Below are 19193 nucleotides of genomic sequence, written 5' to 3' on the forward strand. Positions count from 1 at the left end.
TTTCTGCCCAGGCGTTCGTGAAAAAGCCTGCTCGCGAGGTGATGAACGCCGGATACCCGCGTCCGGGCTGGCTAAACTGATGGGCCTGGGGCAGGACGACGTCGAGGCAGGGGCAACGGGCACGCGGCTCCGGCACGGCAATGAGCCCGGAAACCTGACAACGGGCAATCCGGATCTCGTTCGCCGCCATTCTGGTTTGTCCTCTCCGGTCGGCGGGTACCAGCTGTTCTCGGACAAGAGAGACCGACGACGGCCATTCGGGCAGGGGGCTCGCTGGGGGAGCAGCTTCGCCTTCGAGGGCGGGCACAAGGCAGGCCGAGGAGGAGGTCAAGCGTGAGCGTGGACGAGGTTCAGCACAGTCGCTTGCCGGCGAGAGCGGCACGTCTGCGCTTGGCGTTGGACCAGGATTTCGCGATCCTGCGGCGGATCCGGGAGCGGGCCGCGGCGTTCGTGCGTCGCTATCTTCCGTACGCCGGAGCGGACGCGCTGGACGACGTGCGCCTGGTGCTCGACGAGATGGCCTGCAACGCGATGCGGCACGCCCGCCCGCCGTGCGAGCTGACTCTGTCGCTGCGCGGAGACCGGATCCTGCTCGAGGTCTCCGACTCTCTGCCGGACCTCGCCCGGTGCCGGGAAGGCTACGCCGGCGGAGGACGCGGGTTGGCGCTGATCGACGCTATCGCCGACCGCTGGGGCCAGACGCCGCTGCCCGGAGGGAAGACTGTCTGGGCCGAGCTGTCCCTCTGCCCGGAGCCCTTGTCTCGGACGTGACGGACCGGTTCCGGTCCGTGAGGGGAACCCTGCGGGAATCAGAGTCCCGCAGGGTTCCCCTCACGGACGGCGTCAGGAACGAGCCAGGTGCTCCGCCGCGGCCCGCAGGCTCACGTAGGAACCGCTGAACGTGTCGATCCTCGGCCCCGGCCCGGTCTCGGGCCCGGGAACCCCGGTCTCGACCCGGATGTAGTCCACAGTGGACAGACCGGCCAGGAACTCTCGCACCGCCGGATGCCGGTGCGCTTCCCGGGTCACCACCACGACGCTCTCGACTGCCGAAGCCGCCGCCAAGACCGTCGAGACGTCGTCGGGGGAGACGGACAGCGTCCGGGTGCCCGGAACCAGCTCCGCCAGGTGAGCCCCCAGCCCCCAAGGCATCGGTCCGGCCGCGATACCCGGCTCGGTCTGCACGTCCACCACCAGCGACGAGCCAGCAAGCCTCGGCGTCCCGGTGACCCGCAAAGCAGCCCGCGCGGCGGACAGACCGAGCGAGTAGTCCACCGGCCGCACCGTCGCGGGAGCCGGGGAGGTGCCCAGCGAAGCCGTCCGGGCAGCGGCCTCGGCCAGCCGCTCCAAGGAAAGCCGTCCCTCGGCCACCGCCGCGACGATCGCCTCCGCGGTCCGGTCCAGCGTCTCCGCGTCGAACGCGGCCCCGCCGAGGCAAAGCGCGTCCGCGCCGCCCAGGAGAGCGCGGACCGAAGCCTCGCCGATACCGTCGTGCCGCCCGTACGCCCCGGAGACCGCCCCCATCTCCAGCGCGTCGGTGATGACCGCCCCGGTGAACCCCAGTTCGCCGCGCAGGACGTCGACGAGCGCGGTCCGGTTGAACGTCGCCGGTTCCTCGCCCCATTCCCGGACCACGAGGTGCCCGGACATGACCGACCGGACGCCCGCCTCGATCGCCGCGGCGAACGGGACCAGTTCGACTTCCCGCAGCTCGGCCGCGGTCCGCGGCAGCACCGGCAGCGAGAGGTGCGAATCCTCGGTCGCCGCGCCGTGTCCGGGGAAGTGTTTCGCGCACGCGGCGACGCCGTACTTCTGCATGCCGGTGACGAACGCCGCGACGTGCGGCGAAGCCGCCACCGGATCCGAACCGAACGCCCGCACGCCGATGCCCGGGTCCTGCGCGGCGAGCGTGAGGTCCGCGCACGGCGCGAGGTTGACCGTGACGCCGCACGCCGCCAGCCGCTCGCCGAGAGCGGCCGCGACGGACGCGGTCAGCTCCGGGTCCCCGGCCGCGCCCAGCGCGAGCGGGCCGGGCACGAACGAGCCCTTGCCGACGTCGAGGCGCGTGACGTCGCCGCCTTCCTCGTCGATCCCGACGACCACGTCGTCCCGCTCGGACCGCAGCGCGGAGGCGAGCGCGGCGACCTGCTCGTCGTCGACCACGTTGCGGCCGAACAGGATCACGCCGCCGAGACCCTCGGCGAGCCGTCGGCGCACCCAGTCCGGCGCGGTCGTGCTGGCGAATCCGGGCAGCAGAACGGCTTCGGCGAGCCTGCGGGGTTGAGACAGCTCGGCCACCGTCATCCCTTCACCGCGCCGGCGGTCATGCCGGACACGAGTTTCCGTTGCACGATCAGGAAGAAGATCACCGCGGGGATCGCGTAGATCACCGACGCGGCCATGACGCCGCCCCAGTCGATCGAAAACGCCGTCTTGAACGACGACAGCCACACCGGCAGCGTCTGCTTCGACTGGTCCCGCATGAACACCAGGGCGAACAGGAATTCGTTCCACGCCGTGATGAAGCTGAACACCGACGTGGTCACCAGGCCGGGTCCGAGCAGCGGCAGCGTGACCCGGCGGAACGCGCCGGCCCGGCTGCAGCCGTCGATCATCGCGGCCTCTTCGAGGTCGTACGGGATGCCGTTGACGAACCCGTAGAGCATCCACACGGTGAACGGCAGCGACGTCGCGAAGTACATCAGCAGCAGCGACGGCAGCGTGTTCAGCAGCCCGGTGTCGCGCATCAGCAGGTACATCGGGATGAACAGCGCCGACAGAGGGGCCAGCTGCGCGACCAGGATCAGCAGCAGGAACCCTTTGCGGCCGCGGAACCGGAAGCGGGCCAGCGGGATCGCCGCCAGCACGCCCACGACCAGCGCGGCCAGCACCGCGCCGAGCGTCACGATCAAGCTGTTGCTCAGGTACGTGACGAACCCGGGCTTGGTGAGCGCCGACGCGAAGTTCGACAGCGTCGCCGAGGTCGGGATCAGGTCGTACTTCGACGACAGCACGTCGCCGGGGGTTTTCAGCGACGTCGTGAACATCCAGTACGTCGGGAAGAGGAACAGCAGCGCCACGAGAAGGCCGGCGATCGACACCAGCACCCGGGCGGGCAGGGACTTCCTCATGCGATCTCCCCGTCCTTCGTCCGGACCAGCAGCTGCACGTACCGGCCGGTGACCAGCAGGAGCAGCACCAGCATGATGGTGGCGATGGCGGAGGCGGAGCCGAAGTGGCTGCCCGCGATGCCCTTGAGGTACTGCAGGATCGCGAGCGTGGTGCTCGCGCCGTCCGGGCCGCCCTGGCGGATGGCCCACACCTGGGCGAACATGTTGAAGTCCCACAGGATCGACAGGAACGTCACCATGGTCAGGATCGGCCGGATCGCGGGCCAGCTGACCGCGCGGAACGTCTGCCACGGCCCGGCGCCGTCGATGCCCGCCGCCTCGTACTGCTCGCGCGGCACGCCGATCAGGCCCGCGTAGAGCGTGAACGCGACGAACGGCACGGCCTGCCAGAGCACCAGCAGCCCGATCACCGCGAGCGTGCTCGTGCCGCTGGAGAACCACGAGTACCCGATGAACGAGTGGAAGCCCAGCCGGTCCAGCGTTTTGTTGAGGATGCCGTACTGCTGGTCGAACATCCACTGGAACACCGTGGTGGTGGCGATGACCGGCACCGCCCAGGCGAGCACCAGCGAGACCTGCAGGAGGATCCGCAGCACCGGGTTCAGGTGGCGCATCAGCACCGCGATGAGCAGCGCCACCGCCAGCGTCGCGGCGACCACCGTGCCGGTGAAGACGACCGTGCGGATCGTGACGGACCAGAACTCGGGGTCGGACAGCACGTCGGTGTAGTTCTTGAAGCCGATCCACACCATCTTGCCGGTGACCAGCTCGCGCAGGTCGAGCTGGCGGAGGCTGATCCCGAGCATCTGGACGGTGGGCCAGCCGAGCAGCACCAGCACGGCGGCGAGCGCGGGCAGGATCAGCAGGTACGGCATGAGCCGCTCGCTGAACCATCCGCTGCCCCGCCCGCGCGGCTTCCCGACGCGCGCCGATGCCGGCGGGGTGGCCCCCGCCGGCATCGGCTTGTCCTTCGTCGCGGTCATCCGCCGATGATCTTGTCGAGAGCGGTGTTCGCGTCGGCCGCGGCCTGGTCCAGGGTCTTCTTCCCGGTCAGGTAGGCGGTCAGCATGTCCTTCAGCGGGTTCTGGCCGGATTCGACCTCGCCCCACTTCGGGCTGGCCGGCATCGCGTGGCCGTTCTTCGAGGCCTTCGCCATCACCGCGCCCAGCGGGTCCTTGTCGAGCGCGCTGAGGTCGGTGGAGGTGCCCGGCACGTAGCCGCCGGCGGCGAGCTGCGTCATGTACTTGGTGCTGGTCAGCAGCTTCAGGTAGTCCTTGGCGAGGTCCTGGTGCTTGCTGTTGAGCGGGACGACCAGGTTCGAGCCGCCGAGGAACACCGGCGCGGTCTGGCCGGCGGTCTTCGACGGGATCGGGAACGCGCCGGTCTTGGCGGTGATGCCCGGGTCGGTCTTGGCCGCGGTCGCCACCTCGTTCGGGGTGCCGATGAACATGGCGACCTTGCCGGCGGCGTAGATGCCGGCCTGCTGCGGGGTGGCCTCGTCGTTGTCCTTCGGCGCGGTCGTGCCGGAGGCGTCCACGAGCTTCTTGTAGAACTCGAGGCCCGCCTTGGCTTCCGGCGTGTTGAGCGACGACTTGAAGGACTTGCCCTCGCCCTTGGCGATGTCGCCGCCGTTGTCCCAGATGAACGACGACAGCGCGTACCAGTTCTGGCCGGGCATGTAGAGCGGCTGGAACTGCGAGTCGCCGCCGAACTTCGCCTTCAGCTTCGCGATGTCCGCGAGCCATTCGTCGTTCGAGGCCGGCGGCTGGGCGATGCCGGCCTGCTCGAACATGTCCTTGCGGTACATGACGACGCGGTTCGCGGCGTAGAACGGCACGCCGACGGTTTTGCCGTCGTACTGGCCGGACGCCTTGAGCCCGGCGAGCCACTGCCCGCCGTTGAGGTTGTTGACGTCGCCGGAAAGGTCGGCCAGCACGCCCTGCGCGGCGAACGCGGGGGTCTGGGTGTTGCCGACCTCGATGACGTCCGGCGGCGTGTCGCTCGCCAGCGCGGTGGTCAGCTTCTGCTGGATGCCGTTCCACTGCTGGATCTGGTAGTCGACCTTGACGCCGGGGTGGGCGGCCTCGAATTCCTTGTTCAGGGCGGCGGTCAGGCTGTCCGGCGCGGAGCCGGTCATCAGCCAGACCGTCAGCTTGCCGTCTTGCGCGCCCCCAGCGCTCGAGGCGTTCTCACTCCCGCCGGAGCCGGCACACCCGGCCGTGGCGAGCGTGATGGCGGCGGCTCCCGCCGCCAGCATGAGCCAGCGCTTCACGTGTCTCGTCCTTTCGGTGCCCGGTCGTCGGCGACCGGGGCTGAATGACAAATGGTGTAGACCAATGTCCAGCAGAGTGGTCCGGACCACAGCCGGTGTCAAGCCGGTTGCCAAGATGTTGCGAAGACGTCCGCCCGATTGACGCTGCGTGGCCGGGCGATTACCGGCGAGCGGGCGGAAAGCGCTGGTAGCGCCCGGTTTCCGCAGTGCGGGCAAGGGTTTCCGGTGCGGGGGAGTTGTTCGTGAACGGATCGCCGCGCCGGGCGTGTCGCGCGGCCCGGGCGCGTCGCGGTGGGCGGCGACCGACCGACTTTCGGCCCTTGCGCGATGACAAAAGCGGCGGGCCCCGGCGTCCGCCGTTCGGCTCCCGGCGTTGCTCCGGCGGCCTGATCACCCGCTGCGACGAGTGCCGGGCCTGCTGCCGAGAGTGACCCGGGGTGGGTGAGTTTCATCCCGGCCGGGAAGGGTCGTACCCCCGGTGACCTCGGAAAACCTCTTGTGTACCACGCGTCACATCACTCCCAGTGGTTTACAGGCGTCCCGCGTGTCACACACACTGGGGCTCGCCCAGGTGATCCGGTGCCGCTCTTGGGGAAGAGAGGCGGACGGCCGGAGCGCTCCCAGGGCGGGAAAAGAAGAGGGAGTAGAGGATGACGGGCTCCGGGCGGATAGCGGCTCGGGCGGGTGCGGTCGTGGCGGCGGCAGCGATAGCTGCTGTCGGAGCATTGGGGCTGCTGCACGCGCCCCAGGCGGCCGCAGCGCCTGCCGAGGTGCCGGGCATGGACGTGTCCGGGCACCAGGGCAATGTGGACTGGAAGGGCGCCTGGAACGCCGGCGCGCGCTTCGCGTACGTCAAGGCGACCGAGGGCACTGGGTACCGAAACCCGTACTTCGCGCAGCAGTACAACGGCTCGTACGATGTCGGGATGATCCGCGGCGCGTACCACTTCGCGCGCCCGGACGTGTCCGACGGCGCGACGCAGGCGGACTACTTCGTCGCGCACGGCGGCGGCTGGTCCGCGGACGGCCGCACCATGCCGCCGATGCTGGACATCGAATACAACCCGTACGGCTCGACCTGCTTCGGCCTGTCGCAGTCGGCGATGGTGTCGTGGGTGCGGTCGTTCTCCGAGCGGCTGCACGCGAAAACGTCGCGCTGGCCGATGCTCTACACCACCACCGACTGGTGGAAGACCTGCACCGGCAACTCGAACGCGTTCGGCGACACGCATCCGCTGTTCATCGCCCGGTACGCGCAGAGCGCGGGCCCCATGCCCTCGGGCTGGCGGTACTACACGGTCTGGCAGTACTCGGACTCCGGCAACAAGCCCGGTGACCAGGACTCGTTCAACGGTTCGATGGAGCAGTTGATCAAGTTCGCCGGCGGCGAGGCCCCGAAGAGCGAGGCACCGGCGCCGCCTAAGCCGACCACCTCGACGAAGCCGCCGACGTCGAGCACACCGACCACGAGCGCGCCGCCGAACTCCTCGGCGACCAAGACTCCGACCAAGACGCCGACGAGTTCGGCCACCACGTCGCCGCCGACGAGTACGACGACTTCGAGCAGCCCGACTTCCTCGAGCAGCCCGACCTCGTCGGCGACGAAGCCGCCGGCGTCGACTTCTTCGACCACGCCGAAGAAGGACATCAGCGGTCTCGTCTGGGCGGGCGGCAAGCAGGCGAACCCGCCGGGATCTCTGTCGGACGCCAAGCACGCCGACTCGCTCACCGCCCGCGTCCACGAAGTCGCGAAGGTGACGCCGGGGGTCTCGGCCCCGCAGAAGGTCACGACCAGCCAGCCGACGCAGACCTCCGCGCCGGAGGCAAGCCAGCCAAAGCAGCAGGCACTGGCGAAAACCGGGGTGAGCACCCCGCGGCTCGCCGTGTTCGGTGCGGCGCTGCTGGTGTTCGGCGCGATCCTGATGACCCTGTCGCGGATGGTGGCGCGACGCTGATTCCGGCCGGGTCCGCGACTCCGCGCACGGAGCGCGGGCCCGGCCGTTAGGCTCCCGGCGTGACCACCACTCGACCCGAATTGCGCGGTTTCCCCGGCGCGGTGCTCGTCATCCGCTTCCTGACCGAACTGGCGCTGCTCGCCGGTCTCGCGGTCGCCGGCGCGCGGCTCGGCGGGAACGTGTTCCTCGACATCCTGGCCGCCGTGCTGTGGCCGGCGCTGGCGGCGGCGATCTGGGGTCTCGTGATCGCGCCGCGGGCCAAGCGGCGCAGCCCGGAGCCGACGCGGTTTTTCCTGGAGTTCGGGCTGTTCGCGGTGGCCGCACTCGGGCTGATCGCGTCCGGACTGCTGGTCGCGGGCCTCGTGCTCGGCGTCGTCGGGATCGCCGTCGCGGTCGCCGTGCGGGTGTGGGCGAAGGACGGCTGAGCGGATTTCCGGCGGGGATCGCTTGTCCGGGCAGTGCCGCGATGCGCGACTGGCCGGTCGTCTGTCCACTTGGGACAGCGCAAGCCGTCGGCCCGCACCGCGCCGAGGTCAAGCCGCTGCCGGTCCTGCTTGCGCACGCCGCGCCGGTGGATGAGACTCCCGCTATGCCGAGCCCGTTCAGCGCCGAAACGGCGGAAGCGATCCAGCACGCCCGCCAGCATTCCGTCGGGGATCTCCTGCGGCGCACCGCGTTGCGCCTGCCGGACAAGCTCGCGATCGTCTCCGGGGAGCGCCGCGCGACCTATCGCGAGTTCGACGCGGCGGTCAACCGCTGCGCGCACCGGCTCGCCGAACGCGGCCTCGCGAAGGGCGACCGGCTCGCGCTGCTCAGCCGCAACTGCTGGGAGTACGCGGTGCTGGTGTTCGCCACGGCCAAACTGGGCGTGGTGCTGGTGCCGGTGAACTTCATGCTCGGCGCGGAAGAAGTCGCGTTCATCCTCGGCCACGCCGGAGTGTCCGGGCTGATCGCCGAGGACGCGCTGCTCGACACCGCGGCCGAGGCGTTGAAGCGCTCGGGTCGCACTGATGTCCTGCGCGGGCGGATCGGCGGCGAGGGCGACTGGGAGAGCGTCGCGGACTGGATCGATCAGCCCGGCGACGAAACCGCCCCGGCAGTGCTCGTCGCGGACGACGATCCGCTGCGGCTGATGTACACCTCCGGCACCGAATCGCGGCCGAAGGGCGTGCTGCTTTCGAGCCGGTCCTTGATCGCCCAATATGTGTCGTGCGCGATCGACGGCAGCATGACCGGCGACGACATCGAGGTGCATTCGCTGCCGCTCTACCACTGCGCGCAGCTGGACTGTTTCCTGTCGGTCGACGTCTATCTCGGCGCGACGAGCGTGATCCTGCCCGGCCCGGACCCGGCGGCGCTGCTGGCCGCGGTGGAACGCGAACGCGCGACGAAGCTGTTCGCGCCGCCGACGGTGTGGATCTCGCTGCTGCGGCACCCGGCGTTCGACACGACGGATCTGTCCAGCCTGCGGAAGGGCTATTACGGCGCGTCGCCGATGCCCGCCGAAGTGCTGCGCGAACTCTCGCGCCGGTTGCCGGACGTGCAGCTGTGGAACTTCTACGGCCAGACCGAAATGGCTCCGCTCGCCACGATCCTGCGTCCGCACGAACAGCTCGCGAAGGCGGGTTCGGCGGGACGGGCGTCGATCAACGTCGAGACCAGGATCGTCGACGAGGACGGCCGCGAGCTGCCGCCCGGCGAGGTCGGCGAGATCGTGCACCGCAGCCCGCACGCGACGCTCGGCTACTACGAGGACGAGGAGAAAACCGCAGCGGCCTTCAAAGGCGGCTGGTTCCACTCCGGCGACCTCGGCGTGCTCGACGACGAGGGCTATCTGTCGGTGGTGGACCGGAAGAAGGACATGATCAAGACCGGCGGCGAGAACGTCGCGAGCCGCGAGGTCGAGGAAGCACTGTACCTGCTCGACGGGATCGCCGAGGTCGCGGTGTTCGGAGTCACGCACCCGCACTGGATCGAGGCGGTGACCGCGGCGATCGTGCCGCGCGAGGGCGTCACGCTCACCGAGGACGAGATTCTCGCGCACGCCCGCGGACACCTGGCGGGCTACAAGTGCCCGAAGTACGTGGTGTTCGTGGACGCGCTGCCGAAGAACCCGAGCGGGAAGATCGTCAAGCGCGCGCTGCGGGAAGGACACGCCGGACTGGCGCAGGGGTGACGTTCTGGGCCCCTCACCCGCGGTGCCATGGCCCGATGCTGTGCTGCCGAGGCGCAGTGGTTGTCCGTGAGGGGAACCCTGGGGGAATCTGAGTCCCTCAGGGTTCCCCTCACGGACAGTCGCCGTGCCGGACCTCGTGCCGTCGGCCGGTGACAGCTTCGCCTCGATCCGCCAGCGGAGCCACCCGCTGCGAGGCTGGAATGCCGCGGTCTCACTCGGCTTTCGGCAAGTCGGTGAGGGGAAGCTTCACGGACTCAGAGTCCCTCAGTGCTCCTTCACGGACCGACGATCAAGCGAGCGTCGCCCCGTAAGCGGCGAGCACGGGTGGCAGCGGCTGGAAGAAGCTGACCTGGTCGTTCCCGCCGGACAGCACCCCGTACCCGACTCCGGCGTAGAACAACGGCCCGCCGCTGTCGCCCGCCCCGACCGGGATGTCGGTGGCGATCGTCCCGACGACCTGCTTGCCGTCGCCGAAGTTCACGGTCTGGTTGAGGCCGAGGACTTTCCCGCACGTCTTCTTCGTGGTCATGCCGCTCCGGCACACCAGCTGCCCCACCTGCGGGGTTCCCGCGCGCAGAATCCGCTGGGTGCCGCCGTCGTAGAGGTCGACCCGGCTGTGCCCGGAACCCGACGGGTCCTCGACGCGGCCGTAGTCGGTCACCGGGAAGTGGCTGTCCACGTTGCGGCCGATGTCTTTCCAGTCGAGCCCGTGTTCGGTGCAGTGCCCGGCGGTGAGGAGGTACCGGACGTCCTTGACGAGGATCGCGAACCCCGCCGAGCAGTAATACGGCTCGCGGCCAGGTCCCGGTGACACGGTGTACATCGCGTCGCCGCCGTTCACCGCCGCGGTGACCGCCGAGGGCGTTGCGGAGGCGGCCGGGCTGACCAGCAAGGCGGCCGCGATCGCGGCGATCAGCACTCCGGTCAGCTTGCGGCGCGAGCAGCGAGACATCGGCAGGTCCTTCCGTCCACATGAGACTGGCTAGGTGCGGCCCAGTCCAATGCCGAGCGGCGGGCGGCACAAACGGAGTCAGCCTGCTGGCCCGGGACTGCCTCCGAACGGGTGAAAACAACACTGGCCGGACGCCTGTCCGCACGGCAGACTGGCCCGAGCCGCGCGGCCGCCGGTGACCTGCGCGAACAGCACGAACTCCCGGGGGAGGTGTGACGTCGGCGATGTCTCACGATCCGGGAAGGGCGCCGCCGTCGTGGTGAATTTCCTTCGGGTTCTTTACTGTCACGTCGTCAAGTAACGCTGATCTGCATAGGGAACCGTTGTCCGACATCCTGTCGCCGGGCGGCGCTCCGGTTCCGGCGGCCGTTCCGGCCTCCCGGAACCTGTGGCGCGCGCTGCGGCACGACCGCTGGGCCCAGGCCAGCGCGGTCGTCATCGTGCTGGTGGTCATCACCGCTCTCGCGGCTCCTCTGCTCGCCCTGATCGAGGGCCAGGATCCGTACACGTACCACACTGAACTGCTCAATCCGGCCGACGGCACCGGCGCGGGATTCCTCGGCGGCATCAGCGGAAGCCACTGGTTCGGCGTCGAACCGCTGACCGGACGGGACCTCTTCGCGGTCGTCGCGTACGGCGCGCGCACGTCGTTCCTGATCGGACTCGCCGCGACCGCGGTGTCGATGCTGCTGGGCGTGCTGCTCGGGGCGAGCGCCGGGTACGTCGGCGGCTGGTGGGACACCGTGGTGAGCCGGGTGACCGACGTGCTGCTCGGGTTCCCGCAGCTGATCTTCATGATCGCGCTCGGCGCGGTCGCCCCGCAGTCGATCCCGCGGCCGCTGCTGCTGATCGCGGTGATCGGCCTGTTCGGCTGGCCGCGCGTGGCCCGGGTGGTTCGCGCGCAGACGCTGAGCCTGCGCAACCGCGACTTCGTCAAGGCGGCCCGGGCGCTCGGCGCGGGCGGCGCGCACGTGTTCCGCCGCGAGCTGCTGCCGAACCTGTGGGCGCCGGTCATCGTGCTGGCGACGGTGAGCATCCCGGCCAACATCGGCCTGGAAGCCGCGCTGTCGTTCCTCGGCGTCGGCATTCCGCCGCCCACGCCGAGCTGGGGCCGTTCCATCAGCGACGCGATCAACTGGGTGCAGACCGATCCGATGTTCCTCATTTTCCCCGGCGCCGCGCTGTTCATCGCGACGCTGGCGTTCAACATGCTCGGCGACGGGCTGCGCGACGCGCTCGACCCGAAGACGGCGGTGCGCCGGTGAACCGCACCCTGCGTTTCGTGGGCATCCGCCTGCTGGGCATGCTCGGCGTGCTGCTCGTGGTCAGCTTCGGCACCTTCGCGGTGTTCTACCTGCTGCCCACCGACCCGGCGTACATGTCGTGCGGCAAGCCGTGCACGCCGGAGAACCTGGCGCTGGCCCGGGAGTTCATGGGCTTCGACAAGCCGTGGATCCAGCAGTACTTCGACTTCCTGGGCGGCATCTTCACCGGCCGCACGTTCGGGACCGGCGTGACGGCGATCGTCTGCTCGGCACCCTGCTTCGGCTATTCGTTCCAGCAGAACGAACCGGTGCTGGCGCTCATCGGCGACCGGCTGCCGATCACGGTTTCGCTGGCGATCGGCGCGTCGGTGATCTGGCTGATCGCCGGCGTCGCGACCGGCGTGTTCTCCGCGCTGCGCCGCGGGAAGTTCGCCGACCGGGCCGCGATGACGGTGACGCTGGCCGGGGTGTCCGCGCCCGCGTACCTGGTGGGGCTGCTGGGAATTCTGCTGTTCGGCTTCACACTCGACGTGGTTCCGGTGAGCGGTTACGTGACGTTCGCGCAAAGCCCGGTCGACTGGGCGTGGCATCTCGTGCTGCCGTGGCTGGTGCTGGCGTTCATCAACGCCGCGGTGTACGCGAGGCTCTCGCGCGGCCAGATGCTCGAAATCATGGGCGAGGACTTCATCCGCACCGCGCGGGCGGTCGGCCTGCCGGAGCGGACCGTCGTCGGAAAATACGCGCTGCGCAACGTGTTGCTGCCGGTCGTGACGGTGTTCGCGGTCGACCTCGGCGCGCTGCTCGGCGGCGCGGTGATCACCGAGCGCGTGTTCGCGCTGCCCGGCCTCGGCGGGCTGCTCGTCGACGCGGTGCACCAGGTGGACCTGCCGGTGCTGATGGGCGTCAGCCTGTTCGCCGCCTTTTTCGTCGTCCTCGCGAACTTCGCGGTGGACGTGCTCTACGGGGTGCTGGATCCCCGCGCTCGGCTCGGTTCTTAGTCTCGGTTCGCAGGAAAGGGAACGGAAAAACCATGGATCGCAGGGGCTTCCTGAAGGCGCTGGGCATCACCGCCACGGTCACCGGGGCAGGGGCGTTCCTCGCCGCGTGCAACGCGAACGAGCAGTCCGGCGGCGGGGGCGCGGTCGCGGTGGCGTCCGGCGGGACGCTCTACATCCTCAGCGACACCACGTCGCAGCACCTCGACCCGGCGAAGAGCCAGAACCTGGCGATCACCACGATCAGCCTGATCCACCGGCGGCTCACCGCGTGGAAGACCTCCGCGGACGGCCCGGCCACCGTGGTGCCGGACCTCGCGACCGACACCGGCAGGGCGAGCGCGGACGGCAAGACCTGGACGTACACGCTCAAGGACGGCCTGAAGATGGCCGACGGCACGCCGATCACCAGCGCCGAGATCAAGTACGGCATCGAGCGGTCGTTCGATTCGGCGTTCTCCGGCGGGCTGGGCTACCACAAGAACCTGCTCGCCGGCGGACCCGACTACAAGGGCCCGTTCAAGGGCGGCGAACTGGCGTCGATCGAGACCCCGGACCCGAAGACCGTCGTGTTCCACCTGGCCCGCCCGTACGGCGACTGGCCGTGGATCGCCAGCATGCCCGCGTTCGCCCCGGTGCCGAAGGGCAAGGGCACCGACGCGACCTACGACACGAAGCCGGTCGCGTCCGGCCCGTACCAGGTCGAGTCGTACCAGAAGGGCGTGCAGGTCAAGTTCGTCCGGAACCCGAACTGGGACGCCAAGACCGACCTCGCGCGCACCGGCCTGCCGGACGCGGTCGTGATCCAGATGGGCCAGGACACCGGCGTCGTCGCGAAGCGGCTGCTGGCGAGCCAGGGCAACGACGCGTTCGCGTTCGGCTCGTCGTTCGTGAACCCGGCGCAGCTGGCGCAGATCCGCACGAACCCGGCGGCGAAGAACCAGCTCGTCACGTCGAAGTCCGGCGCGCTGGCCTACCTCGCGCTGAACACCAAGCGCGGCCCGCTGGCGAATCCCAAGGTGCGCCAGGCGTTCCAGTACGCCGTGGACAAGACCGCCTACCAGGTCGCCGCCGCGGGCAGCGCGGATCTCGCCGGTCCGATCGCCACGACGTTGATCACCGAGGGCATCGCCGGGCGCGAGGTGTACGACCTCTACCCGGCCCCGCCGTCCGGCGACGTCGCGAAGGCGAAGCAACTGCTCGCCGAGGCGGGTTTCCCGAACGGCATCGACAACCTGGACTTCCCGGTGTCGACGGCGAACAACGAGGCGGACAAGGCACAGGCGATCCAGGCCGCGCTGCAGCGCGCGGGCATCCGCACGAAGCTGCGCCCGCTCGACGACGAGGCGTGGACCACGCTGGTCACCGGCAACGACGGCACCTACGACCTGACCCTGGGTTCGTGGCAGCCGGACTTCCCGAGCGCCAACGCCAACATCGAGCCGCTGTTCGGCACCTCGGAGATCGGCAACGGCGGGTACAACGAGGCGCGCTACTCGGTGCCCGAGGTCGACGCGCTGATCGCCGAGGCGCAGGGCACGGTCGACCCGGCCGCGGCCGGGAAGCTGTGGGCGAAGGCGGACAAGCGGATCATGCAGGACTCGCCGGTGGTCCCGCTGATCTACACGCGCAATTCGTTCCTGCACGGCGCGAAGGTCGGCAATTTCGCGATCGGCGCGTTCCCGGCGTACCCGAACTACCTCCAGATGGGCCTGGCGAAGTAATCCCGTGTCCGAGCAGCTGCTGTCCCTGCGCGACGTCTCGATCCGGTTCGGCGACACTGCCGCGGTTCGCGAGGTGAGCTTCGAGGTGCACCCCGGCGAGGTCGTCGCCCTCGTCGGGGAATCCGGTTCCGGCAAGTCGGTCACCGCGCTGTCGCTGCTCGGCCTGCTGCCGGGCACCGCGACGGTGACCGGGTCCGCGGTGCTCGACGGCCGCGATCTGTACACAGTGGACGGTCCGGCGCTGCGCAAGGTGCGCGGCGGCGAGATCGGCATGGTGTTCCAGGAGCCGATGAGCGCGCTGAACCCGGTGTTCCGGATCGGCACTCAGCTCGTGGACGCGGTCCGGGCGCATCGCAAGGTGTCGCGGGCGGCCGCGCGGGAACGGGCCCGGGAGTTGCTGGAACTCGTGGAACTGGACGCGCGGCGCGTGCTGCGCGCCTACCCGCACGAGCTGTCCGGCGGGCAGTTGCAGCGGGTGGTCATCGCGATCGCGTTGATCCACGATCCGAAGCTGCTGATTGCGGACGAGCCGACGACCGCGCTGGACGTCACCGTGCAAGCCGGGATCCTGCAGCTGCTGCGGTCGCTGCGGGACCGGCTCGGCACGGCGATTCTGCTGGTGACGCACGACATGGGCGTGGTCGCGGACGTCGCGGACCGGGTCGTGGTGCTGCGCGACGGCCAGGTGGTCGAGCAGAACACCGCCGCCGGGCTGTTCGCTTCGCCGCAGGCTGAATACACGCGGGAACTGCTGGATTCGGTGCTGTCACTGGGTTCCGCTCCTGCTGGCGCGGTGCGGCCGACGTCCGCTCCTCTGGTCTCGGTGACGGATCTGGCGGTGACCTACCGGGTCGGCGGCGGCGCTCCGCCAGTGCGCGCGGTCGACGGTGTGTCCCTGACGATCGGGACCGACGAGGTGCTCGGCCTCGTCGGCGAATCCGGTTCGGGCAAGAGCACGATCTCGTCGGTGCTGACCGGTTTGGTCGCGCCGTCGGGAGGCACGGTGCAAGTCGACGGCGTGGACATCGCGCGAGCGTCGGCCCGGCAGCGGCGGGACATCCGGCGGCAGATCGGGATCGTCTTCCAGAACCCGGCCTCCGCGCTCAACCCGCGCGCGACGATCGGCGCGAGCATCGCCGAACCGCTGGTGGTGCACGGCGAACGCGGCGAGCACCGGGAGCGGGTCGCGGAACTGCTCGCCGCCGTGCGCCTGGATCCGGGCTGGAGCGGCCGGTACCCGCACGAGCTGTCCGGCGGGCAGCGGCAGCGGGTCGGCATCGCGCGGGCGCTGGCGCTTCGGCCGCGACTGCTGATCGCGGACGAGCCGACGAGCGCGCTGGACGTCTCGGTGCAGGCTTCGGTGCTCGACTTGCTGGCGGACCTGCAGCGGGAACTGGCGTTCGCGTGCCTGTTCATCAGCCATGACCTGGCGGTGGTGGAGCGGGTCGCGGACCGGGTCGTCGTGCTGCATCACGGCAAGGTGGTCGAGGAGGGCCCGGTGGCGTCGGTGCTGGGCTCGCCGCGGGAGGACTACACGCGACGGCTGGTCGCGGCGGCGCCGGTCGCGGACCCGGAACGGCAGCGGGAACGCCGGGAGGCTTGGCGCGCGCTGTCCGGCTGACCGATGAGTTTTCGGGGCGCCGGGAGTCGGTACCTCGGAAACCGACACGGAAGGCATGACATGGGAAAGCTGCTGTACTCTGCCGCGATGTCGCTGGACGGATTCATCGCCGGACCCGGCGGGGACATGGGCTGGCTCGCGCCCTACACCGAGGACGCGGCGGCGGACGAGCTGGCCGCGCCGGTCGGCGCGCTGCTGGTCGGCCGCCGGACCTTCTCCGGCGACGACCCTTATCGCGGCACCGAGGCCGAGGGCAAGGCTTTCGGCGGCTTGTGGGACGGGCCGCAGGTGGTGCTGACCCGGCAGGCCGCTCCGGCAGCGGTGCCTGGGGTGACGTTCTGCTCGTCTCTCGAGGAAGGCGTCGCGGCTGCGCGGGCGGCGGCGGGGGAGAAGACGGTGAACGTGCTGGGCGCTTCGGTCGGGCGGGCTTGTGTGGACGCTGGTTTGCTGGACGAGGTCGCGGTGATGGTGATGCCGGTGCTGCTCGGTGGCGGGGTGCGGTTGTTCGAGCGGCCAGGCCCGCCGGTGCGGCTGGAGTTGCTGGCGCAGCAGGGGACGAGTCTTCGGTATCGCGTGGTGCGTTGAGCGTCAGCGATCTTCGAACCGGGTGATCGCTTCCAGCACCGAGGTTCCCATCGAGGGACTTCCGGTGTGGCCTGCGTCGTCGATCACGACCAGTTCGGCATCCGGCCAAGCCTGGGCGAGCTGCCATGCTTTCCGCAGCGGCGCGCTCAGGTCGGCCCGGCCGTGGACGAGCGCTGCCGGAATGCCGTGCAGCAGACGGATGGGGTCGCTGGTGCAGCTGGGGACGAGTCTTCGGTATCGCGTGGTGCGCTGAGCGTCAGCGATCTTCGAACCGGGTGATCGCTTCCAGCACCGCGGTTCCCATCGAGGGACTTCCGGTGTGTCCTGCGTCGTCGATCACGATCAGTTCGGCGTCCGGCCAGGCCTGGGCGAGCTGCCATGCTTTCCGCAGTGGCGCGCTGAGGTCGGCCCGGCCGTGGATGAGCACTGCCGGGATCCCGTGCAGCAGACGGATGTCGCGCAGCAGTTGGTCGTCTTCGAGCCAGGCGTGGTGGCCGTAGTAGTGCGCACAGAGACGTGCGAGCGTGATCAGCTCGTCGTCCGTGCCCTCGCTGAACTGGCCGGTGCGGCCGCCGACCCATTCGTGCGAGATCACCGCGTCTTCCCACGCGCACCAATCCCGCGCGGCGCGAAGCTGGACGGCACGGTCCGGGCTGGCGAGGAGCTGCGAGTACCCGGCGAGAAGGTCGCCGTCCGGGTCGGGCGCGCCCGCTCGGAACGCTTCCCATTGCGCGGGCAGCAGCCGCCGGACGCCGCGGTAGAGCCAATCGATCTCGTCCGGCGACGACGTGAACGCGGCGACCAGCAGGATGCCGCTGACCCGTTCCGGATGCCGCTGCGCGTAGGCGAGCGCGAGCGTCGCACCCCAGGAACCGCCGTAGAGCAGCCATTTTTCGATGCCGAGGCGGACGCGCAGCTTCTCCATGTCGGCGATCAAGTGCCCGGTCGTCTGGTGCTCCAGGCTGACCGCCGGGTCCGCGACGTTCGGCGTGCTCCGTCCGCAGCCGCGTTGGTCGAACACCACGACGCGGAATTTCGCCGGGTCGAAGCCCGTGCGGCCGAAGCTGGTGCCGCCTCCGCCGGGGCCGCCGTGCACGCACAGGACCGGTGCGCCTTCGCCGCTGGCACGGCTGACGCACCGGAGTACTACTCTGAGTAGGTCACTGCCGACCGACTGCTCCGCGAGGTGTCCATGACCGGCTCGCCGTCCTCCTTGTCGCCCAGCCAGGTGCCGGTGGGGGTGGACCCCGACCGCCCGAGCATCGCGCGGATCTACGACGGGTTCCTCGGCGGAAGCCACCACTACGAGGTGGACCGCGCGGTGATGGAGAAGATCAGCACCGCGGTCCCCGAGGCGGTGCACATCGCCCGCGGCAACCGCGGTTTCCACAACCGCGTGCTGCGGATGCTGGCGAGCCAGACCGACATCCGGCAGTTCCTCGACTGCGGTTCCGGCCTGCCGACCGCGGAGAACACCCATCAGATCGTGCAGCGCTACCACCGCGACGCGCACGTGGTGTACGTCGACAACGACCCGGTCGTGCTCGCGCACGGGCGCGCGCTGCTGGAGGACAACGACTTCACGCACATGGTCGAGGCCGACATCTTCCAGCCGCAGGCCGTGCTGCAGAACGAAACGGTGCGCGAGTGCCTCGACTTCTCCGAGCCGATCGCGCTGCTGCACATCGGCACGATGCACCACTACGAGGGCGACGGCGCGGTCGAGGTGATGCGCGAGTACATCGACGCCCTCGCGCCCGGTTCGTACGTCGCCATGGCGCATTTCTACGACCCCGAGGTGCCGGAGCTGACCGCGGTCGCGAAGCGGATCGAGGAGATCCTGGTGTCCGGACCGCTCGGCGCGGGCCGGTTCCGCACGCGGGCGGAGATCGAGGCGATGCTGCCCGGCCTGGAGCTGCTCCCGCCGAGCCGCACGGACGGCCCCGGTTTGTCGGTCGCCGACGAATGGTGGCAGGACGGTCCTCGGCTGAAGCCGCTGAGCGACGCGGCCCGCTGTGTCGCGGGCGTGGTCGGCCGGAAGGTCTGACGGCTACGTCGTGGCGGCCGGTTGCGGGAGGTCCGCGACCGGCGCGGGCGATGAAGTAGCCGACGAGCCTGATCAGTACCGCCAACGTTCCGGCGGTGAACGGCTCGAAGGTCAGTCTGGTAAACGGCCGCGCTGAGGGCTGGGGGCGAGCACCCTCAGCGCGGCCGTTTGCCGTGGGCCGGATCCGCGGGCAGCTCAGGTCTGAGCTGACTCAGCAGCCGGTTGCCGAACCTCCGCGACCGGCGCGGGTTGCTTGCGGGCGATGAGGTAGCCGACGAGCCCGAACCCGATCAGCACCGCCAACGTCCCGGCTGTGAACAGCTCAAACGTCAGCCGCGAAACGCCCCAGGTCGCCTCGAAGTCGTACGCCACGCCGAGCGCCCGGTCCAGCACCCCCGGTGCCACAGTCTGCCAAGCCCCGAGCAGGATCCACGCGTAGATCAGCACCGAGCTGACCCACAGCCCGACCC

16 protein-coding genes and 1 pseudogene are annotated in these 19193 nt (G+C 69.9%); 10 read left to right on the plus strand and 7 right to left on the minus strand.

Annotation, left to right across the window (positions count from 1 at the left end):
• The first annotated feature begins 333 nt into the window (after positions 1–333).
• Entirely contained in the window at positions 334–771 is a 438-nt protein-coding gene (locus tag D0D37_RS27915) for an ATP-binding protein (protein WP_116203562.1), read from the plus strand.
• Between the two features lie 72 nt (positions 772–843).
• On the opposite strand, the gene D0D37_RS27920 is transcribed toward D0D37_RS27915, so the two are convergent.
• The 4 genes from D0D37_RS27920 to D0D37_RS27935 are packed head-to-tail and all read right to left on the minus strand — an operon-like array spanning position 844 to position 5403.
• Positions 844–2304 (minus strand): glycoside hydrolase family 3 protein, encoded by a 1461-nt coding sequence (locus tag D0D37_RS27920; RefSeq protein WP_116203563.1) that lies wholly within the window; start codon positions 2302–2304, stop codon positions 844–846.
• Entirely contained in the window at positions 2301–3131 is an 831-nt protein-coding gene (locus D0D37_RS27925; RefSeq protein ID WP_116203564.1) for a carbohydrate ABC transporter permease, read from the minus strand. The genes D0D37_RS27920 and D0D37_RS27925 overlap by 4 nt, the downstream gene beginning before the upstream one ends.
• Positions 3128–4114, minus strand: a complete 987-nt coding sequence (locus D0D37_RS27930) for a carbohydrate ABC transporter permease (protein ID WP_116203565.1) — start codon at positions 4112–4114, stop codon at positions 3128–3130. Before D0D37_RS27930 ends, D0D37_RS27925 begins: the two co-directional genes overlap by 4 nt.
• Positions 4111–5403: a sugar ABC transporter substrate-binding protein gene (locus tag D0D37_RS27935; protein ID WP_116203566.1), complete on the minus strand. Its 1293-nt coding sequence runs from the start codon at positions 5401–5403 to the stop codon at positions 4111–4113. Before D0D37_RS27935 ends, D0D37_RS27930 begins: the two co-directional genes overlap by 4 nt.
• A gap of 650 nt (positions 5404–6053) precedes the next feature.
• Between D0D37_RS27935 and D0D37_RS48660 the strand changes: the two genes are divergently transcribed.
• From D0D37_RS48660 to D0D37_RS27950, 3 genes are read left to right on the plus strand one after another with little or no spacing between them, the layout of a single operon-like run.
• Positions 6054–7358 carry a GH25 family lysozyme gene (locus D0D37_RS48660; RefSeq protein ID WP_116203567.1) on the plus strand — a complete coding sequence of 435 codons (1305 nt, stop codon included), beginning with the start codon at positions 6054–6056 and terminating at the stop codon, positions 7356–7358.
• Positions 7359–7417: 59 nt separating this feature from the next.
• Positions 7418–7783, plus strand: coding sequence for a YrdB family protein (locus tag D0D37_RS27945; RefSeq protein ID WP_116203568.1), 366 nt, complete (start codon positions 7418–7420; stop codon positions 7781–7783).
• A gap of 41 nt (positions 7784–7824) precedes the next feature.
• Complete coding sequence (locus tag D0D37_RS27950; RefSeq protein ID WP_244223697.1) at positions 7825–9534, plus strand: acyl-CoA synthetase; 1710 nt, start codon at positions 7825–7827, stop codon at positions 9532–9534.
• A 289-nt stretch (positions 9535–9823) separates the two neighbouring features.
• Here the strand turns inward: D0D37_RS27950 and D0D37_RS27955 are convergent, their stop codons facing one another.
• Positions 9824–10486 carry a S1 family peptidase gene (locus D0D37_RS27955; RefSeq protein ID WP_116203569.1) on the minus strand — a complete coding sequence of 221 codons (663 nt, stop codon included), beginning with the start codon at positions 10484–10486 and terminating at the stop codon, positions 9824–9826.
• Between the two features lie 323 nt (positions 10487–10809).
• On the opposite strand from D0D37_RS27955, the gene D0D37_RS27960 reads away from it, so the two are divergent.
• From D0D37_RS27960 to D0D37_RS27980, 5 genes are read left to right on the plus strand one after another with little or no spacing between them, the layout of a single operon-like run.
• Entirely contained in the window at positions 10810–11751 is a 942-nt protein-coding gene (locus D0D37_RS27960) for an ABC transporter permease (RefSeq protein WP_116203570.1), read from the plus strand.
• Positions 11748–12749, plus strand: coding sequence for an ABC transporter permease (locus D0D37_RS27965; RefSeq protein ID WP_244223698.1), 1002 nt, complete (start codon positions 11748–11750; stop codon positions 12747–12749). Before D0D37_RS27960 ends, D0D37_RS27965 begins: the two co-directional genes overlap by 4 nt.
• A gap of 32 nt (positions 12750–12781) precedes the next feature.
• The gene (locus D0D37_RS27970) at positions 12782–14470 is read left to right on the plus strand and encodes an ABC transporter substrate-binding protein (RefSeq protein WP_116203571.1); all 1689 of its coding nucleotides are present in this window, start codon (positions 12782–12784) and stop codon (positions 14468–14470) included.
• A gap of 4 nt (positions 14471–14474) precedes the next feature.
• Positions 14475–16091 carry a dipeptide ABC transporter ATP-binding protein gene (locus D0D37_RS27975; RefSeq protein WP_116203572.1) on the plus strand — a complete coding sequence of 539 codons (1617 nt, stop codon included), beginning with the start codon at positions 14475–14477 and terminating at the stop codon, positions 16089–16091.
• A gap of 60 nt (positions 16092–16151) precedes the next feature.
• A complete protein-coding gene (locus tag D0D37_RS27980; RefSeq protein WP_116203573.1) occupies positions 16152–16676 on the plus strand; it encodes a dihydrofolate reductase family protein in 525 nt (174 codons plus the stop codon).
• Between the two features lie 256 nt (positions 16677–16932).
• Here the strand turns inward: D0D37_RS27980 and D0D37_RS27990 are convergent, their stop codons facing one another.
• Entirely contained in the window at positions 16933–17772 is an 840-nt protein-coding gene (locus D0D37_RS27990) for an alpha/beta fold hydrolase (protein WP_244223699.1), read from the minus strand.
• A gap of 96 nt (positions 17773–17868) precedes the next feature.
• Between D0D37_RS27990 and D0D37_RS27995 the strand changes: the two genes are divergently transcribed.
• Positions 17869–18723 (plus strand): SAM-dependent methyltransferase, encoded by an 855-nt coding sequence (locus D0D37_RS27995; RefSeq protein WP_116203574.1) that lies wholly within the window; start codon positions 17869–17871, stop codon positions 18721–18723.
• A 195-nt stretch (positions 18724–18918) separates the two neighbouring features.
• Here the strand turns inward: D0D37_RS27995 and D0D37_RS28000 are convergent.
• A pseudogene (locus tag D0D37_RS28000) lies at positions 18919–19193 on the minus strand (hypothetical protein); the annotation flags it as partial.

Source organism: Amycolatopsis circi (assembly GCF_003385235.1).
Lineage (GTDB): Bacteria > Actinomycetota > Actinomycetes > Mycobacteriales > Pseudonocardiaceae > Amycolatopsis > Amycolatopsis circi.

Bases quoted from the DNA above. Each gene is read 5' to 3' on its own strand.
- D0D37_RS27995 (WP_116203574.1), top strand. From the start codon at position 17,869: ATGACCGGCTCGCCGTCCTCCTTGTCGCCCAGCCAGGTGCCGGTGGGG.
- D0D37_RS27925 (WP_116203564.1), bottom strand. From the start codon at position 3,131: ATGAGGAAGTCCCTGCCCGCCCGGGTGCTGGTGTCGATCGCCGGCCTT.
- D0D37_RS27920 (WP_116203563.1), bottom strand. From the start codon at position 2,304: ATGACGGTGGCCGAGCTGTCTCAACCCCGCAGGCTCGCCGAAGCCGTT.
- D0D37_RS27955 (WP_116203569.1), bottom strand. From the start codon at position 10,486: ATGTCTCGCTGCTCGCGCCGCAAGCTGACCGGAGTGCTGATCGCCGCG.
- D0D37_RS27950 (WP_244223697.1), top strand. From the start codon at position 7,825: ATGCGCGACTGGCCGGTCGTCTGTCCACTTGGGACAGCGCAAGCCGTC.
- D0D37_RS27930 (WP_116203565.1), bottom strand. From the start codon at position 4,114: ATGACCGCGACGAAGGACAAGCCGATGCCGGCGGGGGCCACCCCGCCG.
- D0D37_RS48660 (WP_116203567.1), top strand. From the start codon at position 6,054: ATGACGGGCTCCGGGCGGATAGCGGCTCGGGCGGGTGCGGTCGTGGCG.
- D0D37_RS27980 (WP_116203573.1), top strand. From the start codon at position 16,152: ATGGGAAAGCTGCTGTACTCTGCCGCGATGTCGCTGGACGGATTCATC.
- D0D37_RS27970 (WP_116203571.1), top strand. From the start codon at position 12,782: ATGGATCGCAGGGGCTTCCTGAAGGCGCTGGGCATCACCGCCACGGTC.